20 protein-coding genes and 1 pseudogene are annotated in these 24,324 nt (G+C 51.3%); 5 read left to right on the top strand and 16 right to left on the bottom strand.

Features of this window, described 5'->3' with window-relative positions:
- Positions 1-41: 41 nt before the first annotated feature.
- Positions 42-1,001: an LLM class flavin-dependent oxidoreductase gene (locus tag E5K03_RS06655; RefSeq protein ID WP_138005618.1), complete on the top strand. Its 960-nt coding sequence runs from the start codon at positions 42-44 to the stop codon at positions 999-1,001.
- Between the two features lie 16 nt (positions 1,002-1,017).
- Here E5K03_RS06655 and E5K03_RS06650 read toward each other — a convergent pair whose 3' ends face one another.
- Positions 1,018-2,754: a M28 family peptidase gene (locus E5K03_RS06650; RefSeq protein ID WP_138005616.1), complete on the bottom strand. Its 1,737-nt coding sequence runs from the start codon at positions 2,752-2,754 to the stop codon at positions 1,018-1,020.
- A 100-nt stretch (positions 2,755-2,854) separates the two neighbouring features.
- Entirely contained in the window at positions 2,855-3,949 is a 1,095-nt protein-coding gene (locus E5K03_RS06645; protein ID WP_138005614.1) for a phosphotriesterase family protein, read from the bottom strand.
- A gap of 118 nt (positions 3,950-4,067) precedes the next feature.
- On the opposite strand from E5K03_RS06645, the gene E5K03_RS06640 reads away from it, so the two are divergent.
- Entirely contained in the window at positions 4,068-4,838 is a 771-nt protein-coding gene (locus E5K03_RS06640) for an SDR family NAD(P)-dependent oxidoreductase (RefSeq protein ID WP_138005612.1), read from the top strand.
- 16 nt (positions 4,839-4,854) lie between these two features.
- On the opposite strand, the gene E5K03_RS06635 is transcribed toward E5K03_RS06640, so the two are convergent.
- The 11 genes from E5K03_RS06635 to E5K03_RS06585 form a co-directional block, all read right to left on the bottom strand.
- Entirely contained in the window at positions 4,855-6,063 is a 1,209-nt protein-coding gene (locus E5K03_RS06635; protein ID WP_171006620.1) for an MFS transporter, read from the bottom strand.
- Positions 6,064-6,210: 147 nt separating this feature from the next.
- On the bottom strand, positions 6,211-7,356 hold the full coding sequence (locus tag E5K03_RS06630) for an NAD(P)/FAD-dependent oxidoreductase (RefSeq protein ID WP_138005608.1): 1,146 nt from the start codon (positions 7,354-7,356) through the stop codon (positions 6,211-6,213).
- A 168-nt stretch (positions 7,357-7,524) separates the two neighbouring features.
- On the bottom strand, positions 7,525-8,031 hold the full coding sequence (locus E5K03_RS06625) for a hypothetical protein (RefSeq protein ID WP_138005605.1): 507 nt from the start codon (positions 8,029-8,031) through the stop codon (positions 7,525-7,527).
- Between the two features lie 2 nt (positions 8,032-8,033).
- Positions 8,034-9,110: an ABC transporter ATP-binding protein gene (locus E5K03_RS06620; RefSeq protein WP_240729965.1), complete on the bottom strand. Its 1,077-nt coding sequence runs from the start codon at positions 9,108-9,110 to the stop codon at positions 8,034-8,036.
- Positions 9,095-10,111: an ABC transporter ATP-binding protein gene (locus tag E5K03_RS06615; protein WP_138005603.1), complete on the bottom strand. Its 1,017-nt coding sequence runs from the start codon at positions 10,109-10,111 to the stop codon at positions 9,095-9,097. Before E5K03_RS06615 ends, E5K03_RS06620 begins: the two co-directional genes overlap by 16 nt.
- A gap of 1 nt (position 10,112) precedes the next feature.
- Complete coding sequence (locus E5K03_RS06610) at positions 10,113-11,063, bottom strand: ABC transporter permease (RefSeq protein WP_171006619.1); 951 nt, start codon at positions 11,061-11,063, stop codon at positions 10,113-10,115.
- Between the two features lie 31 nt (positions 11,064-11,094).
- Positions 11,095-12,069 (bottom strand): ABC transporter permease, encoded by a 975-nt coding sequence (locus tag E5K03_RS17135; RefSeq protein WP_394343966.1) that lies wholly within the window; start codon positions 12,067-12,069, stop codon positions 11,095-11,097.
- Between the two features lie 25 nt (positions 12,070-12,094).
- Entirely contained in the window at positions 12,095-13,768 is a 1,674-nt protein-coding gene (locus E5K03_RS06600; RefSeq protein WP_171006617.1) for an ABC transporter substrate-binding protein, read from the bottom strand.
- Positions 13,769-14,475: 707 nt separating this feature from the next.
- A complete protein-coding gene (locus tag E5K03_RS06595) occupies positions 14,476-15,213 on the bottom strand; it encodes an SDR family NAD(P)-dependent oxidoreductase (protein ID WP_138005593.1) in 738 nt (245 codons plus the stop codon).
- A gap of 385 nt (positions 15,214-15,598) precedes the next feature.
- Positions 15,599-16,681 carry a mandelate racemase/muconate lactonizing enzyme family protein gene (locus E5K03_RS06590; RefSeq protein ID WP_138005590.1) on the bottom strand — a complete coding sequence of 361 codons (1,083 nt, stop codon included), beginning with the start codon at positions 16,679-16,681 and terminating at the stop codon, positions 15,599-15,601.
- A gap of 85 nt (positions 16,682-16,766) precedes the next feature.
- Complete coding sequence (locus E5K03_RS06585) at positions 16,767-17,807, bottom strand: LLM class flavin-dependent oxidoreductase (RefSeq protein WP_138005587.1); 1,041 nt, start codon at positions 17,805-17,807, stop codon at positions 16,767-16,769.
- A gap of 253 nt (positions 17,808-18,060) precedes the next feature.
- On the opposite strand from E5K03_RS06585, the gene E5K03_RS06580 reads away from it, so the two are divergent.
- The gene (locus tag E5K03_RS06580) at positions 18,061-18,831 is read left to right on the top strand and encodes an IclR family transcriptional regulator (RefSeq protein ID WP_138005584.1); all 771 of its coding nucleotides are present in this window, start codon (positions 18,061-18,063) and stop codon (positions 18,829-18,831) included.
- Between the two features lie 226 nt (positions 18,832-19,057).
- A complete protein-coding gene (locus E5K03_RS06575) occupies positions 19,058-20,815 on the top strand; it encodes a M28 family peptidase (RefSeq protein WP_138005583.1) in 1,758 nt (585 codons plus the stop codon).
- A 745-nt stretch (positions 20,816-21,560) separates the two neighbouring features.
- On the opposite strand, the pseudogene E5K03_RS17510 reads toward E5K03_RS06575, so the two are convergent.
- The 3 genes and pseudogenes from E5K03_RS17510 to E5K03_RS06565 all read right to left on the bottom strand — a co-directional run.
- Positions 21,561-22,139, bottom strand: a pseudogene (locus E5K03_RS17510) (IS6 family transposase); the annotation flags it as partial.
- 519 nt (positions 22,140-22,658) lie between these two features.
- Positions 22,659-23,093, bottom strand: a complete 435-nt coding sequence (locus E5K03_RS06570) for a low molecular weight phosphatase family protein (protein ID WP_138005580.1) — start codon at positions 23,091-23,093, stop codon at positions 22,659-22,661.
- 85 nt (positions 23,094-23,178) lie between these two features.
- A complete protein-coding gene (locus tag E5K03_RS06565) occupies positions 23,179-23,577 on the bottom strand; it encodes an ArsR/SmtB family transcription factor (protein ID WP_138005578.1) in 399 nt (132 codons plus the stop codon).
- 206 nt (positions 23,578-23,783) lie between these two features.
- Here E5K03_RS06565 and E5K03_RS06560 point away from each other — a divergent pair, with 206 nt between their 5' ends.
- Positions 23,784-24,176: a cupin domain-containing protein gene (locus E5K03_RS06560; protein ID WP_138005575.1), complete on the top strand. Its 393-nt coding sequence runs from the start codon at positions 23,784-23,786 to the stop codon at positions 24,174-24,176.
- The last annotated feature ends 148 nt before the right edge of the window (positions 24,177-24,324 follow it).

Here is a 24,324-nt window from a genome sequence, read left to right as displayed (position 1 = left end):
TGTACGGAACGATTATAACACCACTCGAACATCGTAAAGGTATGCGATTCGCAGCAAATATTCCGACAAGCGCCGGCGATTCGGAGTATTCCACATTGGTGTTCTGTGACGGTATCACATGGAAAAAACAGCGAGACTACGCGCGGGCAGTCGAAGCCGCGGGATTTGACGGAATTGCGGTTCCTGACCATCTAATGACCGGCGACGGCGCCACGACAGAATGTTTTACAACGCTCGCTGCGCTCGCACGCGAAACAGAAACGGTGACGCTCTTCCCCAAAACCGTCAATAACGAACTTCGACATGGGCCATTGTTGGCGAAAATCGGAGCAACCCTCGACAACGTAAGCGATGGTCGAATGAAACTCGGTATGGGTGCCGGGTGGAAAGAAGATGAGGCGGTCGCTTACGGATACGAATGGCCGAACGCACCGACGCGTCTTCGCGCAATGGAAGAAACCATAGAGTTGACAAAAAAGCTCTGGACGGAAGACGAGGTTAGCTTTGAGGGAGAGTATTACACTTTGAAAGACGCTGTCTGCAGGCCTCACCCGAAACAAGATCCACATCCACCGATCATGGTTGGAGGCGGTGGTGAGGAGTTCACACTCCGTATCGCTGCGAAGCATGCTGACGAATGGAACTACTGGGGGTCAACAGATCTCATCGAGCACAAACTCGACGTACTTCGAAGCCACTGTGAGACCTATGGCACCGATTTCGACAGTATCGATATTTCCTGGTTCGCACGGTGCATCGTCCGTGAAACCGAAACAGAAGTCGAAGAAATTCTTGACCAGGCACCGAGATTCCGTGACCCCGAACCCGACGATCCGCTCGCGTCGTACCACAACCTAATCGGGACACCGGAGCAGTTGATAAATGATCTCAAACGCTTCGAAGCTATTGGTGTCGACGAAGTCGACCTCGAGTTCGTAGACTTCCCTGACCCGACTGGTGTGGAATTGTTCGCCGAAACGGTTGTTCCTGAATTTCGGTAGCCTCACGCCTCGTCCTTTACTGAGAGATCACGAAAGACTGAACGACAGTAGTCGCTTCCTCAATTCGATGAGCGAGTTTCGAAATACTTCGGGTAACTTTCGTCTGTGCGAAGCCTCTTCGCGGGCCGCTCCGATCGGGAAGCGTCGCCGCAAGACGGAGATACGGTAATAATTTGTGAGGTAGCGCCGGATCGTGTTCGTACTCTGGGGCTTCCATGTACAGCGCCGGGATGAGCTTATTTCCCAGTTCGACCTGTACGTCTTCGATTCGATCGACGATTTCGTCTTGTTCGACATCATTTACGATAGCCGTAAACTCGTCGAGAGACGATTCAAGCGAATCGAGGCGTGTGTAAACTGGGGTGAAGTCGGCTCTACCCTCAGCGGCGGCATCAAGTTCTTCCACCACGCTGCGGATCTCTGCTGCCGTCTTTCGAAAGTCGTGTGGGAGCACCACGGAGTTACAGAACCGAGAGATGATCGCGGTGTACAACTCCATCTCCTCGGAGAGAACCTCAAAATCGACCTTGTCGAGCGTGTCCTCGGGCGTGTGCCACCACCAGCCGCCGCCTATTGGACCCCCTGCTTCGTTATCAGCTCCGAATCGAGCACCCGAGAGTAACGATGAAAGTCCCGTTCCCCAGAACGACTGATCAGAGTTCCGACCCGGTCGATCGGTAGTTCCAATGAGGTCACCGTCACCCCCCTCGGTTCCGAGCGGGAGCGATGCATCCTCCAATATGTCGAAATGCTCATCTTCGACTTCAGCCATGTGCTGGAACCATAATTGGTCAGCGCCGTCGAGCCCGTTCAAATCCAGATGAAGATAGGCAACGCCGTTATTTCGGAGGTCAAGCCAGTTCTCATCGGCGTACCGGGCGCTTCCAGCGTATCGACCCATCGAGTGCCCCGGCCAGAAACCTACGACCAGGCCTCGTTTCGGCGGATTTTCTGCGAAGATGCGCGCGAGTTCCATCGACGCGGCGATAGCCGTCCCGTTGTCGGTAACGCCTTCGTACCACGAATCAATGTGATTTCCAACAACGACATACCGGTCGCTCTCTGTACCCTCCACGCGCGCAATCGGACACGGCAGTTCTCGCTGTTTTGTCCGCGTCTGTGCTTCAACGGTCACCTCAACAGCGTCTCCGAAGATTTGCTCTGCGAGCCACTCTCCGTCTTCGTGGTGGATCTCTGCGATCGGAATATTCGGGAGTTCAGCCACATCGTCTACCGATGGATTTCCCCAGACCGGCGAGACGATCATATCGTGGACAGTGTGCTCGCCGGGTGACTGGAAGATGACTGCTTTCGCCCCCGCCTCTTCGAGCGTCTGGACGGGCGCTGGCGTGGGGAGACCGCGAGTAAAGACAATCTTATTCTCGACATGTGCCAAATCGATGGGGTTATGGTCGATAGAATCCACAAAAACTACTTTTCCGCTCACACCACCTGTTGGAGTACTCACACTGAATGCGGTGGTTATTGCGTCGTCGAAATCTTTTGTAACCGGACTCGTGACAGTCACACAGGCAGATTCAGGTACACTCGTGTACGCCTCAACAGTTTGCATTTCAACTTCGACCCCCGAAGCGGACAGTTCATCCACAATGTACTCTGCGGCCTCCCATTGATCATCGGTCGCTGGGTATCGGTGAAGCCCTGAAAACCGCGTTACGTGTGCTTCGAGATTCGCCGGATCAATTTCGTCTTGGAGATTAATTTCGGTAGTTCTGTCGATAGGTGTGAACATATCTTATACGTGTAGGGCGAAAGCATAAACATGAGGGACTCTGAGAAGAGCAGTCAGGACTGGGGGCCTTTCTGAACGGTAATTTGCCACTTCTTGTAAGCTACTGGTCGTGGGTGAGCGCTCGGGCGGGGTTTTCAGAGAGTAATGTGGTTATTTCGGATTCAGAAAACCCGCGCCGTCGGAACCGTGGGACGATGTCGCGGAGGATGTAATCGTATCCATGCCCAGCGTATTTTGTGAGTTGGTTTTTTTTGCAGATGTCCTGCGAGATTAGCAATTGATTTCGGTATCCCTCGTCGAACAAGCGCCTAAGTTCCCGAATACGGGTTTCATCAAGTGGGAAGCAGATATCCTGCGATGAGAGATAGCCAATGCGTCCAAAAAGATCGAACTCGAGATAGACACCCCGTTTAGCTAGTGAATCGTAGTACTCTGAAGCGCCTTTGAGTTCTAATACACCGTCAAGATGGCCGAGAATAACGTTCGAGAGGTTAGCACCGGCATTTTCAAGAACGTCAAGTAGATCGTGGCCTTCCATGTGATGAACTGGCGGGTGAATCGTAATCGGCGCCCCGGTTTCCCGCTGTGCGCGGGCCGCCGCACGAAACACTTTGCGCTCGTTCTCATGGTTCTCGAACCCTTTTGTCGCGCCAATTTCCCCAATAACACCGGCCCGGATAGGCGTCTCTTCGATACCCTCCGACACGTCAGAAATTATCTCGTCAGCAATATCGTCTTCGGTTTGTTCGTCCATATCGGGCGGATGAGAGAAACGAACGTAGTGTCCGGTTCCAGCAATAACATTGAGCCCGGTGTAATTTGCGACTCTTTTGAGTGCTTTCGGGTCTCTGCCTAGTCCGGCGGTCATCGGCGTGACATCGACAATAGTACCACCGCCTTCTTGTACGAACCGCATCGCCTCGGTTTTTGCGGTCTCCTCATCGTCCAGGCGGCGGTTGTCCAGCGCGTTCCATTCGGGAACACGGCCGTACGTAGAGAGCCACCACAGATTATTTTTGTCGACGCTTTCGTGGAGTTTTTGCCGTTGAACCGCCGTTAGTTCTAGGCCGGTCGGAATCCACACCGACGTGTCGATAAAAAGATGCTCATGGGGGAGAGTGACTCCGAGTTCATCGGCGGACTTCTCGCCAGTGACGGTTACGACGGTTCCCATAATAAACAAGAAGAATGGCATCTATATTGTTTTATTGGTTAACATACTACAGTGAGCATCGTTTTGTGATCAAGATTCGAAATACCCTGTGACTACCCATACCCAGAGATTTATACTCTGTTCCTGCGACATAGTTTGTATGCAGACAGCACTTGATGGACATACAGCTATTGTGACCGGTGCCGGTGCTGGCATCGGCCGAGCAACTGCAAGCCTGTTTTCCGACCGAGGCGCGACAGTCGTCGGACTGGATATCAATTCGGAACCACACGACGGCGGCCCACATTTTGATGATCTCGTCGAATCAGGAGAACTCGTCGTCGGCGATGTGTCGGATCCTGATAGCGTAGACGAACTATTCGATATCTGTCGAGAGTACGATGACCCATCTATCGTCGTCAATAACGCAGGTATCGGGAGTCGTGGTACCATTGAGGAAATCGATCTAAAGATGTGGCGTAAAATGTACAGCATTCACGTTGAAGGAGCGTATCACGTTTGCCGACGCGCAATTCCGAAAATGACCGATCGTGGAGATGGTCGCATCGTCAACATGGCGTCGGTTGGTGCACTTGTCCCTTATCGTGAATCTGCGGATTACGCATCGGCGAAGGGTGCACTTATCAGTATGACTCGTCAGTTGGCCGGTGATTACTCGGAGCACGGTATTCGCGTCAATGCTGTCGCACCTGGAATCATCCGACCAGACTTGGAAAAAGCGGATTTGGAAGGAAAGAGTGCCGAAGAACTTGGCGAACAAGCCCGCCTTGTGAGTGCGACCAACCGAACACTGCTTCCTTATATCGGCAAACCCGAAGACGTCGCAGAAGCAGTTGCCTTCCTGTGCAGTGACGCCGCACGGTTCATTACGGCACAGACGCTTCCCGTCGATGGCGGCTGGTCAATCTAACAGTCCAAGACTGTTTTTAATATAATTCAGATTCTGGCAGCAGAAAATAACAGAGCGTCGCGATGACAGATATTCCCGCAAGGAACAGAAACGCCGCGTCAAACAGATCAGCGTCGGCGAATATTCCGACGATCACAGCTGCCGAGGACGAGACACTCGTGAACACTGACCGAAGTAACCCATAGCCCGTTCCCTGGATGTCCTCGGGGAGAGTGGCGATAAGGTACGCAGTTGCGACTGGTGTCGCACCGCGTTGGGTCCCTAATAACAGGACCATTGGCACAACGACGACAAATGAGTTGGTGACGACCAAAACGACCAAAAGAACGGCATATGAACCGGTGATGAGTGTGAGAATCAATCGTTTTCCCAGATAATCTGCGATGCTACCTGCGATCGGCTGAGCAATAGCCGCAACCGCGAACATCATACCGTACAACAACGCTGCCGTCCCACCGTCTAAACCTTTCATCGATATGAGATATGTCGTTAGGAAGGCGGTCAGCCCTTGAAACGTGAAAAACGTCAGCGTTATTCCGGCAGTGACTAACACGACTTCCCGGCTAGTTACTTCTTGTAGTAACGGTGTGATGACTTCCCGTATCGGCGTGTCCGGTGCAGCGTCGCCCGCGTCCGTTTTGCCGGGTATGACGAACCACACTGCGATAACAGCTATGAGGAACAACGGAATAATCGTACCGAATCCTAACCGCCACCCCAATACAGTTGCGACAAAGCCGACGACAATTGGGAGAACCGCCGACCCGATATTTCCAGCAGCCATGACCGCACCGATTGCAGTACCGATCCGATCGGGGTACAACTGCGAAAGCAAGGTGATTCTTGGTGTGGCGAACAGGCCTCCGACGATTCCGAGGAGTCCGCAAGCGACGAGGAACACAGTGAAAGACGAGGAAAACGTGAACCACATTGCGACCAGCACACCAATCGTCATACTCCAGAAAAGCATCTTCCGTTCCCCGAGACGGTCAGTGAGAAGTCCGGCGGGGAACTGTGCAATTCCGTAAACGAGCCAGAGGAGCGTGATTGCCGTTCCAGCCGTCGCATTGGAAACTGAAAATTCGGAGATGATTCGTGGGAGGAGCGCCGGAAGAGCGAGCATCGTACCGGTGATTAAAAACCACCCGAAGGCAATTGTGAGGATCATCCATCCTCGGCCTTCGCCGCGTAGCCCCGCGATCGTCTGGCCAACACCAGAAACCATACCGTTACGCATAAGCGCCGTTGAACAGTCCCCTCCTAGACTGTCGCCCGATATCAGACGCCATACTCATGAGAGACAACATTCTAATAAATATGTTTTATAATCGGACAATTCGTTACAAAAGTCTATCTCTTCTTTCCGCCCCCATCACCAGTCGGTACTCGCGCTTTTCACATCGAATCGCTCTCTACCGTTAAACCGATTCGGATGATACGGTTCCGCTGTGAACGAAAGAGAGCGCTCGGCCACGTAGTCAGCAATCAACTTCCCAGCGAACGGCGATCGGGCAACACCGCCTCCGTTGAATCCCGTACATAGATAAAATCCCGAAACGTCTGTCGGACCAATAATGGGCCGGCGGTCGGGTGTCGCCGTACATCGACCTGCCCAGTGGTTCACGAGGCGGGTATCGTCTAGAACGTCGGCAATTTTCCACACCTGTTCGGAGACGTACTGGAGAAATTCCTCGCGAGCATTCGTCGAAAAGTTGTCTGGATCTGGGATTACGGTACTAGTTCCGCCGCCAACGAGCACATCCCCATTTAGTTCTTGGCGACCGTACAACCCAATGTCGGGACAGTGGAACATTGGGATGTTAATAGAATCTCTGGGCTCTAATACCACGATTTGGCTTGTTCGAGGCTTAACCGGCAACGATATACCAACCATCGACGCGAGATCTCCGCTCCACGCACCTGCGGCATTCACGACAGTCGATGTCTCGTAGGAGGCGTCTTCGGTAGTGACGGTGAATTCATCCTCGCCACACTCGATATCGGTTACTTCTTCCGTCCGAAGTGTCGCACCAGACTCTTTGGCTTCCGAAAGTACGGCCATCGTGAGCGAATACGGATCGGTGTGTACTGCCTCCTCGTACAATAACGCTGCCAGAATCTCTTCGGTATTGAACACTGGCTCTCGATTTGCAAGCTCGCACCGATCCACGAGTGTGAGTTTTTCAGAGTCTAGCTTCAAAAGCTCCTCAAGCTTCTCTACCCCGCGTTCCGTGTATGCAAGTACGTGATCAACGTCCTCGCGGAGCGATACGTTGTCGTGTCTCGCTGCTATCGATTCGTGAAATTCGATACAGTAGCGTCGGATCGATTCCTCGAACTTTCGTGACGTGTAGGTACTCAAATGGCCTGCCGCCCGACCGCTCGCTTTGCTCGCGGGTGTATCTTTTTCGAGGAGAAGTACATTGTCAACTCCAGCTTCTAGAAGGTGCCACGCACAACTGGCACCGATAATTCCGCCGCCGATCACGATAGTATCGAATTTTGTCGGTGTTGTCATAGCTACTCTGAAAACTACTTGTCAAGGGGTATTCCATGTGCTTAGATGTGGCGGTCAGATTCCGGGATAATCAGGAATAAATACATACTACTTCGTCCACTGTCGTTCGATTTTCACGACAAGAGGTGAGAAAACATACCTTCGAGACTGACCTCTCGGTGCCGCATCTTACGCAGAATTGTCTTTCGGCTCCGCCGGTCCAGTCGGGTAGATAGATTCCAACTCCAGATCCTCACGCATTGCAACAACGACGTTTCCGCTCTTGGCGAGTACTTTTCCCACCTGCGCGCCTTCGTCGTGATACGTTTTTACGTAATCCAGATAATCACTTATTTCCTCTCGAACAGTTGGATCTAGGATATAATAGTATGCTTGATATGTTGCCGTTAGTTCCTCAGAGGGCTCTTGTAGCTCCGACTCGTTTCCAAACGCCAACCGTTGCATCTGGTCCTCAAAGTGTCGTTCACTCAGTCCGACACAAACACGGTTGAAAGCAACGATGTGATTCATGATGTCGTGATACACTTCAAGCCGCTTCTGAATTACCAACTGCTGTCGGTCTCGCTCATGTACAACTGACGGAGCGTACCGATACAGCCAGTATACCGCGAATGCGAGGCTTCCGGCGATGCTAAGTAGCCCACCGACTGCTAGCCACGTTGTAAGATTTGCCATTGTTATAGAATGTCGTGGTCGGTGAACTCTTTTTTGCGCTCGAAGTCGGGGTCGATATCGTCAATCGTCGTGTCGATGGTGTCGTCGTGTAGGTGACACGATACGTGTCGATCCGGCCCCGTTCCCTCCTCGGTCTGAAGCAATCGTGGCTTCTCTTCGCACTTTTCGAAGCGGTACGGACAGCGATTTTTAAACGAGCACCCCTCGATTCCACCGTACCTGTCGATAACTTCGTCGGGTATCCGGATCCGCTCGCGCTTCTGTCTCGGGTCGGACCGAGGTACTGCGGAGACGAGCGCCTGTGTGTACGGGTGCTTTGGATCGTTAAGCACTATGTCCGCGTCGCCGATTTCCGCGAGTTCCCCCTGATACATGATCCCGATTCGGTCACAAACGTACCGAAGGAGCGAGAGGTCATGAGAGATATACAACACAGTCACGTTGTTTTCTTTGACCAGATTTCGAATCACTCGGAGCACTCCCGCTCGAACCGAAACGTCTAGCATCGACGTCGGCTCGTCTGCGACAATGAACGACGGATTCAACACTAATGCACGAGCGATGGCAACCCGCTGGCGCTGCCCACCGCTCAATTCGTGTGGATAGCGGTTGAGATACTCTTCGGCAGGTTCCAAGCCGCTGTTTTCGAGCGCCTCCAAAACTGGTCCTTCGATACCGTCTGCAGGAACCATGTGGTGGATTTTGAGCGGCTCGCCGACCCACTTTTTCACCGTAAATCGATCGTTGATAGATTCGAATGGATCCTGAAAGATGAGCTGCGCTTCACGCCGATATTGTTTGAGTTCGTCGTTTTCGAGTTTGGAGATATCGGTATTATCCGGACCGAATAGTACCTCTCCATCGGTCAGATCAGTGAGTCGAGTCAGACACTTCCCGGTCGTTGTTTTACCGCACCCAGATTCGCCTGCTAATCCGAGAATTTCTCCCTTGCGGATGTCAAAATCTACCCCATCGACTGCGTGGACATAGCGCTGATTGCCACGAAGTTGAGCAAGTAATCCGGTATTGACCGGATAGTGCTTCTTCAGTCCGTGGACTTGCATTATAGTTTCAACCATACTTCCTCCTTGTCGACGACGGATTCGTACTCCGCTCCGATATCTCGTTCCTCACTCACGAAGCACGCAGCGTACTGAGAATCGCTCCGTCGAGTAAGCTCAGGGTCTGCATGAGCGCATCTCTCCTCCCGGTAGGGACACCGCTCGTAGAAACTACAGTTTTGAGGTGGGTCTTGCAAATCTGGCGGCTGTCCCGGCATCGTGATTAGTTCGTCCTCGCCCCCCTCTATCGTCGGGAACGCATTCAGCAGTCCCAGTGTGTAGGGATGTTGCGGGTTGACAAAGACCTCTTCTATGGGTCCGACTTCGACGAGCTCACCGCCATACATCACACCGACCTTATCACACGTCTCAGCGACGACGCTGATGTCGTGGGTGATGATGAACAGGGAGCTGTTGATGGTGTCGGTCAGCGTGTTAATTTCCTCAAGGATGTGGTCCTGGGTAATAACATCCAACGCCGTCGTCGGCTCGTCTGCGATTATGAGCCTGGGATTTAGCGCCAATGCCATTGCGATCATCGCACGCTGGCGCATTCCACCCGACAGTTGATGCGGGTACGAATCAATTCTTTCACGCTCCAGACCCACCAGTTCGACTAAATCTCCCGCACGATTCCGAGCATTCTTTTTAGAGACATTCTCGTGGGTCTGAATCGCCTCGACGATTTGATTACCGATTGTGTACACCGGATCGAGTGCGTTCATTGCACTCTGTGTGATGAACGAGATCTCATCCCATCGGATATCCCGGAGCGTCTTTTCGTCTGTGGAGACGAGGTCTGTCCCGTCGAACATAATCGAGCCGTTTGTCACAGCACCGTTGTCGGGGAGTAATCGAAGTAGACTTTTGGCTATTGTCGATTTCCCGCACCCGCTCTCTCCAACCAGTCCAAACTTCTCATTTTGATCGATTGAGAACGAAACGTCGTTTGCAGCTTTGATACTACCTTTCTTAGTCTGGTATTCGATATCTAGATTCTTTACTTCGAGTAGCGACATTTTACACCTCCCTCAGGTGAGGGTTAACAACTTCTTCGATACCTTGACTTATAAGATACACTGAGATCACGAGCAGGCTAATACAGATTCCCGGCGGGAAAATCCACCACCACATGCTCTGGTCAAGTGCCTGTCCGTTGTAGGCAGCTTGAAGCATTGAGCCCCAGCTGACCATCTCGTGGTCACTGAATCCTAAGAACGATAGACCCGCCTCAGCAAGGATTGCCCATCCGATTGCGAATACGGAATAAAGAACAGCTGTGGGAAGCACTTTCGGGAAGATATGGTAGAGAATGATACGCGTATCGCTGGCGCCGCTCGCTTTTGCGGATTCGATGTCCGCAAGTTCGCGTATCGAGAGCACCTCCGACCGAACGACACGAGCCGTCTCACGCCAGAGTATCAGCGAGATTGCGAGGACGATATTCCAGAGGTTCGCTCCGAGTACGATCACCAAGACGATCGCAAACGGGAGGAACGGAACTCCGTACGCGAGGTCAACGATTCGCATAATTGCAGTCTCAGTGTAACCACCGGAGTAGCCTGCAATGATACCAGCAAAGGTTCCGAGCCCACCAACCATCAGTGCGGTGAGCATACCCGCCATCAACGCGACCCGCGTTCCGAACACGACTTGGGAGAAGATGTCGTGTGCGTTGTCGGTAGTCCCCATCGGATACGTGATTGATGGGTCTTCGCCGCGGAGCCAATCACCTTGATCGTTCGTCTGCCGCTCGTTTGGTTCGTGAGGTGCAATAACCGGTGCAAATAACCCGACAATGAGAAATATCGCGAGCAGAACCATTCCGATCTTCGCGAGATCATTGGCAACGATGATTTCGAACACATCACGGGCTTTCTCTACTCGAAGTTCTATGTCTTGTTGTAAACTCTCTCGATCGAGTGAACGAAGCCGCTTGATATATCCATTGATAGTTTTAGTTCCGATCATCGTACTCTCCATTGTGAACGCTGCTTCATTGTCATTCGGCTTTCACTCTCGGATCAAGATAAAAGTACGTGAGGTCTGCGAGAAAGTTCATCGTCAATACCACCGCAGCCATCATTAGGAACGACATCTGCGCAACAGGGTAGTCGCTCCGGAACACGGAGTCAACCATGAGTCGCCCGACTCCGGGGTACGAGAATACGGTTTCAACGAGAACATTCCCGCCGAACGAGAATGCAATGCCGACCGCGAATGCGGTGACTACGGGAAGTAACGCGTTCCGCGCGACGTGTTTGAACATAACTTCCCGCTGTGTGAGTCCTTTTGCTATACAGACATCAACGAAGTCCTCGTTTATGACTTCCAGCATGCTCGTACGCATCAAAAGCAATGGGAGGCCCATCAGGTAGAAGGTCATTGAGGCGATTGGAAGGATGATATGGTGATAGAAGTCTGGTTCGAGGAGGAGGGCTAGATGTCCTCGGAACTCGATGTCCTGAGAAAGCATCCCGAAACTGGGGAACCAACCGAGTATTCCTGCGAACACAAACAGCAGGATGATGCCTAGCCAAAAGCGGGGCGTCGATCGGAAGATAATTGCGCCGAGCAAGCCGACACGCTCGAGTGGTTCTCCACGTCTCCAAGCCATGACGACGCCTCCGATAGAGCCGAATACATACGCGAGTAGGATGGCCGGCATAGTGAGAAACAGGCTGTTTATCATCCGCTCAATCACAATCGGACCTGTCGAAGATTGATAGTAGAAACTCACGCCGAAGTCAAGTGTGACAATGTTTACCATGTATCGGTAGTACTGAACATAAAGTGGGTCATTGAGACCGAAACTCGATCGAATTCGTTCTAATTGCTCACCACCCATTCCAGGTGACATAAACAGTGATGCCGGGTCACCAACCATCCGGAACAAAAAGAAGATGATCGTAGCTATTGCAAAGAACGTTGCTACTGTACTGACAATGCGTTTTAATATGTACTTTTTTGTGTTCATAATACGCTGTACAGAGAGAGGCGCTTCAGTCCTCGAAGCCGTCAACTGGGTAGTAGATACCGTCTTCTTCGACGACAAATCCATCCTCTTCGAGCCATTCGACAGCGTCTTCCATCGAGTATTCGTGCCACTTCTCTACGTCGGGGTTGTGCCAGAATTCCAATGCTGGACTGATTGGCGAGATCGCGGGTTGCGCATAGCCACGCCATACCTCTTGGGCGATACGTTCCTTTGGAATCATCGCAGACATTGCCTGGCGAACCGATTCTCGACCAAGCGGCTCGACACGTGTATTCATAGCCCACTCGTCATAGCCGACAGACTCGGTTGCGACAAATTCCAAGTGGTCTTCCTCGGATGCGAGATCGTCCAGTACCTGCGAGTCAGCGTCGGTGTCGATGACAAAGTCGATCTCTTCGTTCCGAAGTGCGGTTGTCAGCGCAGATGGACTCTCAATAGTCTGGATAAATATCGAGTCGATATCCGGGGTTCCGACTGGGTGGCTGTCTCTGACGGTCAAGCGAACGCCGGAGCCACGACGCCATTCGTCGAATTCGTATGGACCGCTACCGATGAGTCCGTTATCTGTGAGGTCACTTTCCGTGGGTGACCATTCGAACGGCGCATCGATGTCGTCATCAGCGTCGGGAATTTGCGACCAGATGTGTTCGGGAAGGATTTGTATGCGAGAGAAGGCATCATTGAAGATTGGCGCGTCTGGTTCGGATAGTTCGAAGGTGACAATGTTTCCGTCAGCGTAAACCTCATCTAGCGCGCCAAGGCTGGAGATGAGGAATGGAACTTCCCACTCCATAATGTATTCGTACGTGAATACGACATCCTCCGCCGTGCAGGGTTCGCCGTCGTTGAATTCGTGGCCCTCACGAATTGTGAAGTCTATTCGGGTGTTATCTGCCGATATCTCCCAATCTGTTGCCAACCACTCGGTCGGCAGACCATCATCACCGACAACGGTCAGGGTATCGTGGCAGATACGGTTGACAATTTGGTTCGTTTCGTTCGCTTGCAACGGCGTAATGTGAGGTACGTCGAGGGGATACCCACAGGTCATTTCGCGATCGTCGCCGAGCGCCTCGACGTTGAGCCAAGTGTCGTAATTATTCATACCCAGCCCGGGCACGGCGACGAAGCCGTCGAATTTTTCCGAGTTGTATACGTTGACGAGGTCTGGATGTTCGATCGGCATCTCACCCCCGGGGATACTCATAATGACTTCTTGCATCTCGTGGACGAGGGGCTGGCGCTCATCGGGATCCAACAATTCGCGTTGGGCCTCCAGAGCCTCATCAATTTCCGGATAGTCGGTTCCGGTCCAGTTGTACGCACCTCCCTCGATTTCGGAGGAGTGATAGTTCCCCCACGGAAGCGCGTTTGGGTCTAGTCGCTCCGGTCGGCCAGTGTAGCCGAGACTGCTAATCTCATAGTCATGCTCGTAGAACACTAGGTCGAGATGTCGATCACGGCTAACTGGGTTGTATTCGAGGTCGAAGCCGAGATTTTCGACCTCGTCCACAATCTCGGTGAGGGTGTCGAAACTCGAGCGGTTTGATTCAGGGTATCCTATAACTTCTAGGGTGGGAACTTGTTCCCCGCGCTCTTCTGAACTGCCATCATCGGAAGAACATCCAGCAATTGAACTGAGGATGCCGGTCACACCAGCTAATCCAATTCCCTTCATGAATTTTCGCCGATCGCTCGAGGTACTAGATGTATCCGGGGACTCCCCGGACTCTGGATCTCCTATGTACATCGTATTGTGAACTCATACCAAACGTATTAAAGCTTCGTATAATTTCACTGCATATACAGTATGTAAATAAATAACTGACCCTCTTATGACGAAGATTGCTGGTTAATCAAAGTGCGTTTTCGAGAGTGGTATTACGAGCCTCTGACCTTGATTTCAGATGAGTGTGTTACCAAATAAAATTCTCGAAAGTACAGAGTAAGCCATTCTTTGAAGATCTCTTAAAACAATTGCTCAAAGGCTTAGTCGGTAAGACCCTCATGGAGTGCTCATTTGTCGGTTTGCCGTTGACAATTAGTGGGGAAAGATTTTCCACCCCGACCCAGTTGGGTTTACAACCGACGAGCCAGCTGGTAGGAAAATAGGTCACGCATAGTCGTTCGTCCGTGTACACAGGTAAATAGATGCGAAAACGATCCGAATACGAGGATACCGATTCTACTTGCTGATTTTCTCAAACACCCGCAGATCGGATTCGTTCACCAAGATACGGCACGACAACGTGGACAATAACTGCCGTTATGCAAGGGAATCGGTGCCAGCAGGTTCACGGCGCGACGCTCCAAGACAGCTTAATTGGGAACTTGTTTAAACGGTATAGAATCGTACTCTTCGGTCTCAAGACTAAAGAATCAGGCTTAACTAAGCGACGAACCACCGTCAACCGTCACAAGCTCTCCTGTCATATAGGACGCGCCCTCGTCACAGAGGAAGTGAATTACCCGGGCGACGTCGTCTGGCTGTGCTAGCCGTTTAAGCGGAATACGTTCCGCCTGTTCTTCTAATTCTGTTTCCGTCCAGAGATTTGAATCGGTTGCAAGAGGGGTGTCGACCAAGCCCGGAATGACGCAGTTGACTCGGACGTAGGGTGACAGCTGTTTCGCCAAACCCTTTGTGAGTCCGAACACGCCTGCTTTTGCGGCCGAGTAATGGACGCCACCGCTGGCGCTTCCGCGCTTTCCCGCGCCGCTCGATACATTGAGGAGATAGCCGTGTTCTCGTTCGTACATCGCCGGTGCGGCGGTATGAGCCAGGTTGTATTGACTCGTGAGATTGATGTCAATTATTTCGCGCCACTCATCGGGAGACAGGTCGCCGATCCAACTGTACTTCGAAAAGCCCGCGTTGTTTACCACCGCATCGATTCGTCCCTCACCTTCGAGTTCGGAGATAGTTTCGCTGACTTGGTCGTGGTCGGTCACGTCACACCGGAATGCCCGGATAGACTCATCTTCGAACCGCTTTTCGACGTCTTCGGCGATGTCGAGACACGCGACGAGATCGTATACGTCGTCTTCGAGAAACCGAGTGACTGTGGCTCGACCGATCCCGCTGGCACCGCCGGTAATTACTGCAATACTGGGTTCTTCGACCATTGTGGTAGCAACAAACCAATCAGAGGTTATAGTCGTTGCCCCGGAAACGGGCGAGTCGAAGCCAAATACTCTCCAAATAAGTCATACAACAGTGGTACTCTCTTGCCACAAATGCTGAGCCGTTCGAATGTCTTGAGGATTTGAACCGTGAACAGAGTTCAGTTGTTAGAGTCATAGGCTACGGATTTCGGCAGTTCCCCTCGATCGACCTAGAAGCCGAGCTTTGACGGATCCGAGATCGATTTCGGGTGGCCGTCAGCCTTGTGTTTGTCGGTACTCTCGTTCTAAAACGACACCGTTCAGAATGACATGGTATTCGATTTTATCAGACATCTATACTAATCGAGACATAGGTCTACCGGCATCGTCGACAAAGCTCCCGAAATCAGAATACTGTGTCGTCAATAGTGACGCCAATCCCGGGCTTGGTCGGAACCGACAGTTTTGGAGCCTGTTCCAGTGCCGGCGAACCATACGAGTCCGCAAGCAAATCCGTACAAATCTCGACGCCTTGCGAAAGGTTCTCAACGACGCTAGCCAAGTGCAGATTCGCCGTTGCTTCGAGGGAAGTCCCGAACGCACTCACTACCGAAACGGTCATGTCGTATTTTTTTGCGCGCTCGGCCATCGTCGCCAATGTCAACAACGATCCGGATTTTGCTAGTTTGAGGTGACAACCAGAAATTTGTGCGTTATTACCGTAGCGTTCCACGTCGGCAATGCCGTTCACAGATTCGTCGGCATAAATTGGAATTCCAAACTCTTCCCACAATCGTCTCATGTGGTCAACTCTGTTCACGGCGACGGGCTGTTCGACGTATTCTATTTTTTCCTCTTCGTTAATTTCGCTCAGTACTTTCGCAGCTGTCGGGTACGTCTTCCAGGCTGTGTTCGCATCGATTCGGAGTGTTCCCCGTTCTGGAAGAACCTCCAGAACGGCTTCGATACGTTCTATATCGGTTTTTGTATTCCCATTGGCTTTTATTTTAAGATGCCGATATCCTTTCTCTACCTCCTCAGTTGCTTTCCTCGCGGTCGTATCAGTGTCGTGTGCAGGCAAAACAGAGACAATAGGAATCGAATCTCGGAGTTTCGCTCCAAGCAGCTCGTGAACCGGGACATCGAATCGTTTGGCCTTCAAATCTAGTAACGCCATTTCGACGGCGGCCATCGCACCGTACGCTCCGGGGAACGTATCCTGGAACTGACGGAGTTGCACGAACGCATCGTCAAGAGAGTCATTCATTATTGACGGCGCAATCCAATCGCGTGCGATTTCTTCTAAACCGGGCGCGACGTCTCCGGTGAACCATGGCAGCGCCGTCCCTTCCCCGTATCCGACTCCTCCAGTGTCTGTCTTCACACGGACAAAAATATGGTGTGTTGCCTGTTCTGTACCGTAATTCAGTGGAAAATTCTCCGAGAACGGTATTTTCATTCCGACTGCATCTATTTGTGAAATTCCCATCGATCCTGTTACCGGTTGTCATACTCCGATATAATCTCTTCGGTGCCCTCAATTAGGAGATGAACCGAATACGTCCTCTTCGATGCTATGATAGTGCAGGAATTACTTCCTCGCCGAACAATTTGAGCGCGGCGACCTGTTCTTCAAACGGAAGCCCAGGATGCCACATCCGCGCTAAGAAGTGGAGCTCCCCAGGAACAGCCTCTTCGTACGCTCGAAGCCGTTCTATCACTTCTTCAGGGTTGCCTACCATCGCACCTGCGCGCAACTGCGCCATTCGTTCGTCAGTCATCGATTCGCGGTCCCATCGTGATGCGTCGCGTCCGTCTGCGTGTTCGGCATACTTACGACGCGAATAGATTAAAGACGGAGCGAGCGTTTCCCAAGCGGTGTTCGAACTTGAATCGACGTGCGTGTACTGCATCACCGAGATGGTGAAATCGTCCGCGGCGACAGTCCTCTCTTCATTGAGGAGTTCGACGTTGTCGGCGAACTGTTCGAAGGAGGATTTGTACTGCATCTCACTGTCATAATAAACGATACCAATGTGGCCGTCACATCGTCGTGCTGAGCGTCGAATCGCAGGCTTGGACGTACCTCCCAGATAGATATCTGGCCCTCCGTCTTGTACTGGTTTTGGTTCGACTCGGAGATTGTCGTAGGTGAAGATATCCCCGTCGAATGAGAGTTTCTCATCTACCCATGCGCGCCGACAGATTTCGATGGTCTCCACAACGCGACGAGCGCGCTCGGATCGAGGGATGTCAAACGCGTCGAATTCAGCTTGCATGTACCCGTTTGCAAGTCCTAATATGAAGCGTCCGCCTGAGAGTATATCAATCGTGGCCGCATCTTCCGCGAGACGAATCGGATCGTATAACGGAGCAAGCGCTATTGTCGTTGCGATTCCAACGTGCTCGGTTTCTCTCGCAAGCGCGGCCGAAAGCGGCAAGACTGATGGCGAATACCCGTCATCAAAGAAATGGTGCTCCGAGGTATGTATCGTGTCGAATCCGTAATCTTCGGCCATGGATGCCAACTTAATCATCTCCTCGTACGTCATCTCGTACGATTTGTCCGAACCAGGGATACGTTGGCCTGTCAGTAATCCGTATCCAAATTGCATGGATCCACCTTATGCCGCATTCTCTTAAATACACTGTCTGAGGAAATCAACACTGTTGACTTGGGTGAAGAGTATGTTCACACTGTGTGAATACATTAGTAATGATTATCAATCACGTTAGTGCTGAAAAATAGCTAATTGGTAGAATCCGCATCTACAGCCGTGAAAGACACGTACATTCAAGATATTGCACCCTACAATGTGTTCACACCAAGCGAACAATATATGTGGTATGAGAACAATAGGCTATATCATGCCTTCACAAAACTCATCTCGAACGGTAAACGCCACAAAGACATCATTCGAAGTGATAGAGGCACTACGGGAACTGGACGGTGCAGGCATAACCGACCTCGCAAACCACCTTGACATGGCAAAGAGTACTGTTCACAGCCATATATCTACCCTCGAAGAGATGGAGTACATCGTGAAAGAAGGTAGCAAGTACGAAATCGGTTTCAAATTTCTTCGCCTTGGTGAACACACGCGCGAACAAAAGAAGGCCTATCGGATGGCAAAGCCGATTGTGAAACAGTTAGCAGAAGAGACGAACGAGCGATCGCAGTTCATTACCGAAGAGTATGGTTTAGGAGTGTTCGTCCATCGACAGATCGGTCAAAACGCTGTGCATACTAACACGAGCATCGGGAAGCGGATATATTTGCACTCAACGGGTGCTGGAAAGGCAATTTTAGCTCACTTGCCACCCGACCGGATTCAGTCGATTCTTGACACCATCGGACTTCCTGCTCAAACACAAAATACGATTACCAACAGGGAGGAACTGTATCAGGAGCTCGAAAAAATTCGAGAACGAGGATACGCTTTCAATAAAGAGGAGGGAATGGACGGACTACGAACTGTCGGCGTACCAATCTTGGCTCCAGATAATAATGTTTTCGGCGCGTTCAGTGTATCCGGCCCGACGTACCGAATGAACGGAGAGCGACTTCATGAACAGATTCCAAACCTTCTACGCGGTAAAGCGAACGAATTCGAGTTGAAAATCGAGTTCGAACTGTAGTGAACCAAAGTTGCTCTAAGTTTCTACAGATATAAGAGGAAGTGATCTCTGTAACGATCTGATGTCGATCTGATGAGTACCTATATTGTAGACAAACCTATTTTTCTAAGAATCTGTTCCGTAATAATTATAGATGTACCCTGTCATAAATTCTCATTGATTGAAAATTGCCGGAATCCAAAATGAGATATGGATGCCTTGTTAGTACATAGCAAGATTCACACCAATGTTAAAATCTGTCGACCGTTCAACGGAGAATGCACTTTTTGATCGGATCGATCCAACAGAGATGGAGCGCCATCTTGACGCCTTCTCGGGTCTTACTCGCGTCTCTGGAAGTGCCGACGAGTGGAAAGCGAGCGAGTATATCGTAGATGTACTGAACAAATACGGGGTAACGGCCGAGTTGCACGAATTCGAAGGCTACATCAGTGTGCCCGAATCCGGTAAATTGGTCGTTACCTCACCAACGAAGCGCGAACTCGACGCGATTACGGTATCATTCAGCGCGAGTACTTCCGTTGCCGGAACGCACGCAGATGTGGTTCGTGTTGAATCATTCGATCAGTCTGTCGCTGAGTCTCGATATCTCGAAGGAAAGATTGCCTTCGTTCAAGAAATGCCGAAGCCATATATTGTTCGATACGCCGAACGTGCAGGTGTAAGCGGCCTCATATGCCAGTCTCCCAACGAACACCGATATCAGGGGATCGTGACACCCGTCTGGGGGACGCCAAGTACTGACACAAAAAAGGAGATTCCAGACATTCCAGTGGTCGAAATCAACCATCCGGACGGCGAATGGTTAGCAGGCCGCCTGGAACACGGGTCGGTCGAAGCAACCCTCAAAACAGAAGTCACGACGGAACTCACGAACCTGCCGTGTCCGGTCGGAACGATTGATGGCGTTAAGAGTGACCGCTATTTTCTCATCGGGAATCACGTCGATTCGTGGTTTGAGGGCATCACTGACAACGCGACTGCGATGGCCACAACCATCGAAATCGCTCGCATCTTCGCCGAGCGCAACGAACCGCCCCGCAGAGGACTAAAATTCGGGTTTTGGCCCGGTCATTCGACTGGCCGGTACGCTGGAAGCGCGTGGTATGCGGATACCAACTGGCTCGATTTGCGGAAAAACGGTGTCGCGTATCTGCATATCGACCTGCCGGGGTTGAAAGGAGCTGATGGTTTGTGGTACCAGCACATGGCAGAACTGGAGGATGAACACATCCACGCTATGGAAACCGCCACAAACATACCGATTCGAAAATCAGACGAGAGCTATTTACGGAGCACTGGTAGACCTGCACGAAACTCTGATCAATCGTTCTGGGGGACTGGGCTGAGTTCGCTTCTCTCTGGAGCCCGACTAACCCCCCAAACGGAAGCGGGTGGCCCCGTAGGCGGCGGATGGTGGTGGCATACGCCTGAGGACACTCGTGACAAAGTGGATATCGACGTATTAGTAGAGGAAACGAAGCTGTATGTTTCGCTTGCGACACGGATATGCGAATCTGTCGTTCTCCCACATGATTACACCGCGACTGTACAAGATATACGGAACACGCTCGTGAACATTGAGTCGAACGCCGATGACCTCGTATTGTTCGATGACATCCATGATGATCTCGATAAACTCGAGGAATTACTTGAACGTGTACGCGCAGAAGTTAACGAGTACAGCGAAGATACGCCTCCTGCAGCAATCGCAGATATTGAACACTTGCAGGTGACACTTGGGAATCTCCTCAATCCCGGACTCTATATGGAAACAGCTGAGCATGAGCACGAGCCTCGTCGTCCTTTCCGACAACTACCGTATCTAAGGGTAGCAGAAAGTCTCCCAGAATTAACAGGCTGTGATAGGAGATTTGCCGAGACGAAAATTCAACGTGGTCGAATGAAACTCGCACATAGGGTTAGGAAGTCAATTCAAGAAACAAAAACGTTCCTCGAAATCAGTCCTGACCGTTATGAATAGATGGTCAAGGTGACAAAAGGTCGCCCATAACTAATCTTGATATAGCTAACTGAATACAATTGGAAAATCACTTGAGTAGCGTTTGCACTATTTTTTCCTACACAGGATCAATCGCTTGGGGACACCTCTCGAATCAACTGTTTTGGGGACGTTGTAGAGAGTTCCAAATGTTACTGTAGCTCAGCACTGATGACCGAGCATTCTTCAATGAACAAGTTGCGTTCACGATAGATGAACTCCTTCGGGAAAGGATAACATATTCATAATGCCTCGTCATTGAGATCAGAATTACACAACTCACTTTCTAACTAATTACTAATTTTATCCTCTTGACAGTGATGTATCCAACAGGAACGCCGTACGAATCAGGGTGGGTTGTTGATACAGTAGCAGTCATTGATATATTACATCGACTCCGAAACCGCGTACTTTGTCAGGCCCACTTAGATCGTCTTCAGTCCGAATCAGGATTTCAATTGCTGATCCAGTCCTACAGATTGCGAATATGAATTGTTTACTCCTTCTGGAAGCCCACGATGTACCCATCCCTATAGACCGTTGAATAGCTTTTTTGAATAGGATGGCTGATTTTGCCGTAGTCACCGAGATTATTAATTATTGTTCAGCTCTAGTGAACGCTTGTATTTACACGCACAATGCTTCTTCTGAAATTCTGAAAGTGAATATAATACGCTCAAATGTACACTCACACTTGCCCGCTGTTCGTCATTTAGTTAGTTGTTCATTACAATAGTACTTCTGTAATTAGCCACTGTATAGTGAGCACTTCCTCAGTAGTAGTTGGTCGATCTAGCGCTTGGTTCGGTCTATCGCGATTGTAATGATATCTGAAACGGCGCAGCAAGCAGCGGGCGCTCATATGACTGCCCCGACAAAATGAGTGAAACGGTCGATTCGCATCTACACTGTCTGGAAGATTTTTCAATGTAGTTCCACTCTCTGTAATTAAGCCGGCTGCTCAGATCGTGTCGAAACAAGGTCGTCAGATATCCACCAGAATCAACCAGAAGCTCTACTTCTGAAACATCATGTTTCCCGATGAGATAGTGCAAAAACACTGCCGTGGAACCGGTCCCGCAGCGACTATGTACGTCGATTTCAAGCAGGGAAATTTGACTCAGTGTCAATTGCCGCGTATAGCCATTTTTTCGCCGTCAATCATGATCTGCTTTTCATCGGCAGCCACCCGCGATGGCTCAATTGTCAGTGGCTTGTCCTGAGCATCGCCGTGATTGTGTGTCCAGTTCCATACCGCTCCATGGGATCAATCAACGGCAAGGAACTCTAAGACGGCGACAATTTCGTGTCCTTAGCGCGTGAATCACTACTACACGGGTTAGGGAGATCGTTCAGGCAATAGTGAGGAAAGTTCGCTAGGTAGACTTCTTGAGTATTAAGTTCGATTAGTAGCTATTGGGTCTTATCGACAGGCCTCTCGACACGGTTCGGTGGATGGTGATGCTCTCCAGTTTTTCCCTGGGGTCAACGCCCTCATTGTGCGGTTCCACGTTTCGTGCTTCCCCGACGGCGGCGAGGCATCTCAAAGTGGTCGTGATTACGAGGGTAATCAGAACCACTATCTGTATTCATCCCATCGGGAGAATTCGAGGATCTGGAGTCCCTTAGCGCCGGAATTCCGCACTACAAGAAAATGTATATCGTATGTCGCTATACAAAATATCGGTCCTCGTTCTGCGTACAACTTCGGAGGATAGGTTTTGATGTGTGCCTTAATTCCTCACTCAAAGAAATGATCTAAAATACGGTGTTATACCGACAAAAACGCTCAGTCACTCGATTACCGTTCCACCAAATCCTGTATTTACTGTGAACCGGTTGTGTCGACTTCGTCGAACAGGTCTGTAACCCGCTGTTCGATATCATCTCGGATCGCACGGACCTGATCGAGACCTTGGCCATCAGGATCATCCAGCGCCCAGTCACGAACCTCAACGTCCTCAGCATCGAGTTCGAGTGTTGAACAGCCCATCGTGGCGACGACATCACACGATTTGAGTTCATCGGTCGAGACTTCCCGTGGGACTCGATCCGAGAGATCGATATCGTGATCCTGCATGACCGTCACGACCTCGTCGTGGACGCTGTCGGCGGGGTGAGTTCCACCAGTAATGATCTCGACACTGTCTTCGAGGCCACGACGGTCACGCTCGCGTTCGGCGAACGCTGTCGACATCTGACTGCGACCAGCGTTCTGTACACAGACGAATCCGAAGGTTACCGACGAATCGTCACTCATAGACAGTAGATTCGAGGCCACCGACTTGAGAACTTGTATGTGAAATATATATGTCTCAATAGCCCGGCACAGGGACTGGGAATACTTACGGGACGATAGATCGTGAGCCGTCGAGCGCGACTAGTATTGCAGTGGCTCGGTTCGTTGCCGTGTATTTGCGCCACTTCCCGTCCTTTCGTCGTGTGAGGAGTCCGGCCTCAGTGAGCTGGGAGAGTGCGTGGCTAATCGCACTGTCGCTCACATCAAGTAGTGGGGCGAACTCACAGACACACAGCTCCTCACCGGCCGTATGAATGATTCGAACGATTTTGTACCGCGTTTCGTTGGCCATCGCTGACAGCAGATCGACGTCCGATTCGAGATCGGGCCCACCGACGGTCGCGTCCAACTCCTCGAGTTCTTCGAGTCGCTCTTGAAGCGCGTCGTTCGTACAACTCCCTCGTTCGTCAGTGAGATACCGCTGGAGTCGCTCGCTCGCGGACATACAGATAATTGACCAACGCATAAATTAACTCTTTTGCAGTCACTGTCCATTCCGCAGTCACACCCACAACAGAACAATTTAGTATTTACTAATACAACTCTGCACATGGTCATCCGTACTGTACAGCGAGAGACGACGCAGTCGCCCGTGAGAGAAATAGTGGTGAGAGAGCAGGTAGCGCACGCCGATCAGTTGAGGTGGAACTGATGTCGTACACGCGCGTCAACTACACCGACATCGAACCGGTCTCGGGGGCGATGCACACGTTGCGCGATCCACTCGACAGTAAGGAAGTCGGCGTGACGATCGCCCGCTGTGAGCCGGAGTGGCGGAACCGCCTGCACGACCACGCCGACAGCGACCACGAGGAGATTTACATCCTCATGGAGGGCCGTGCAACCGTCATCGTCGACGACGAGCCCGTCGAGATGGAAAGCGGCGATGCGATCCGCATCCCACCGGCGTCGACCCGTCAGATCAGGAACGGCGAGACCGAAAGCGCGTTCGTCCTCGTGAGTGCGCCCGCCTCCCGGTGCATCACCGCGGCTGAAACGACCGATGACGACGATTCGTGGGCCGCAGACGGCTTCGTCGGCTAATTCGAATCGGTCGACAATCGATTTAGTTTTCATCGAAACGTTTAGGTACGCAGTTCACGTTTTGCTCAAATGAGTACGAAACGAGACGACTCCAAATTACGATCGACGGTTCCGACCAGTCGAGACTCGTTTGACCACTGATCAACCA

Origin of the sequence: Halalkalirubrum salinum (assembly GCF_005543295.1) — an archaeon.
GTDB lineage: Archaea > Halobacteriota > Halobacteria > Halobacteriales > Haloferacaceae > Halalkalirubrum > Halalkalirubrum salinum.
This window is presented reverse-complemented; position numbering and strand designations above follow the sequence as displayed.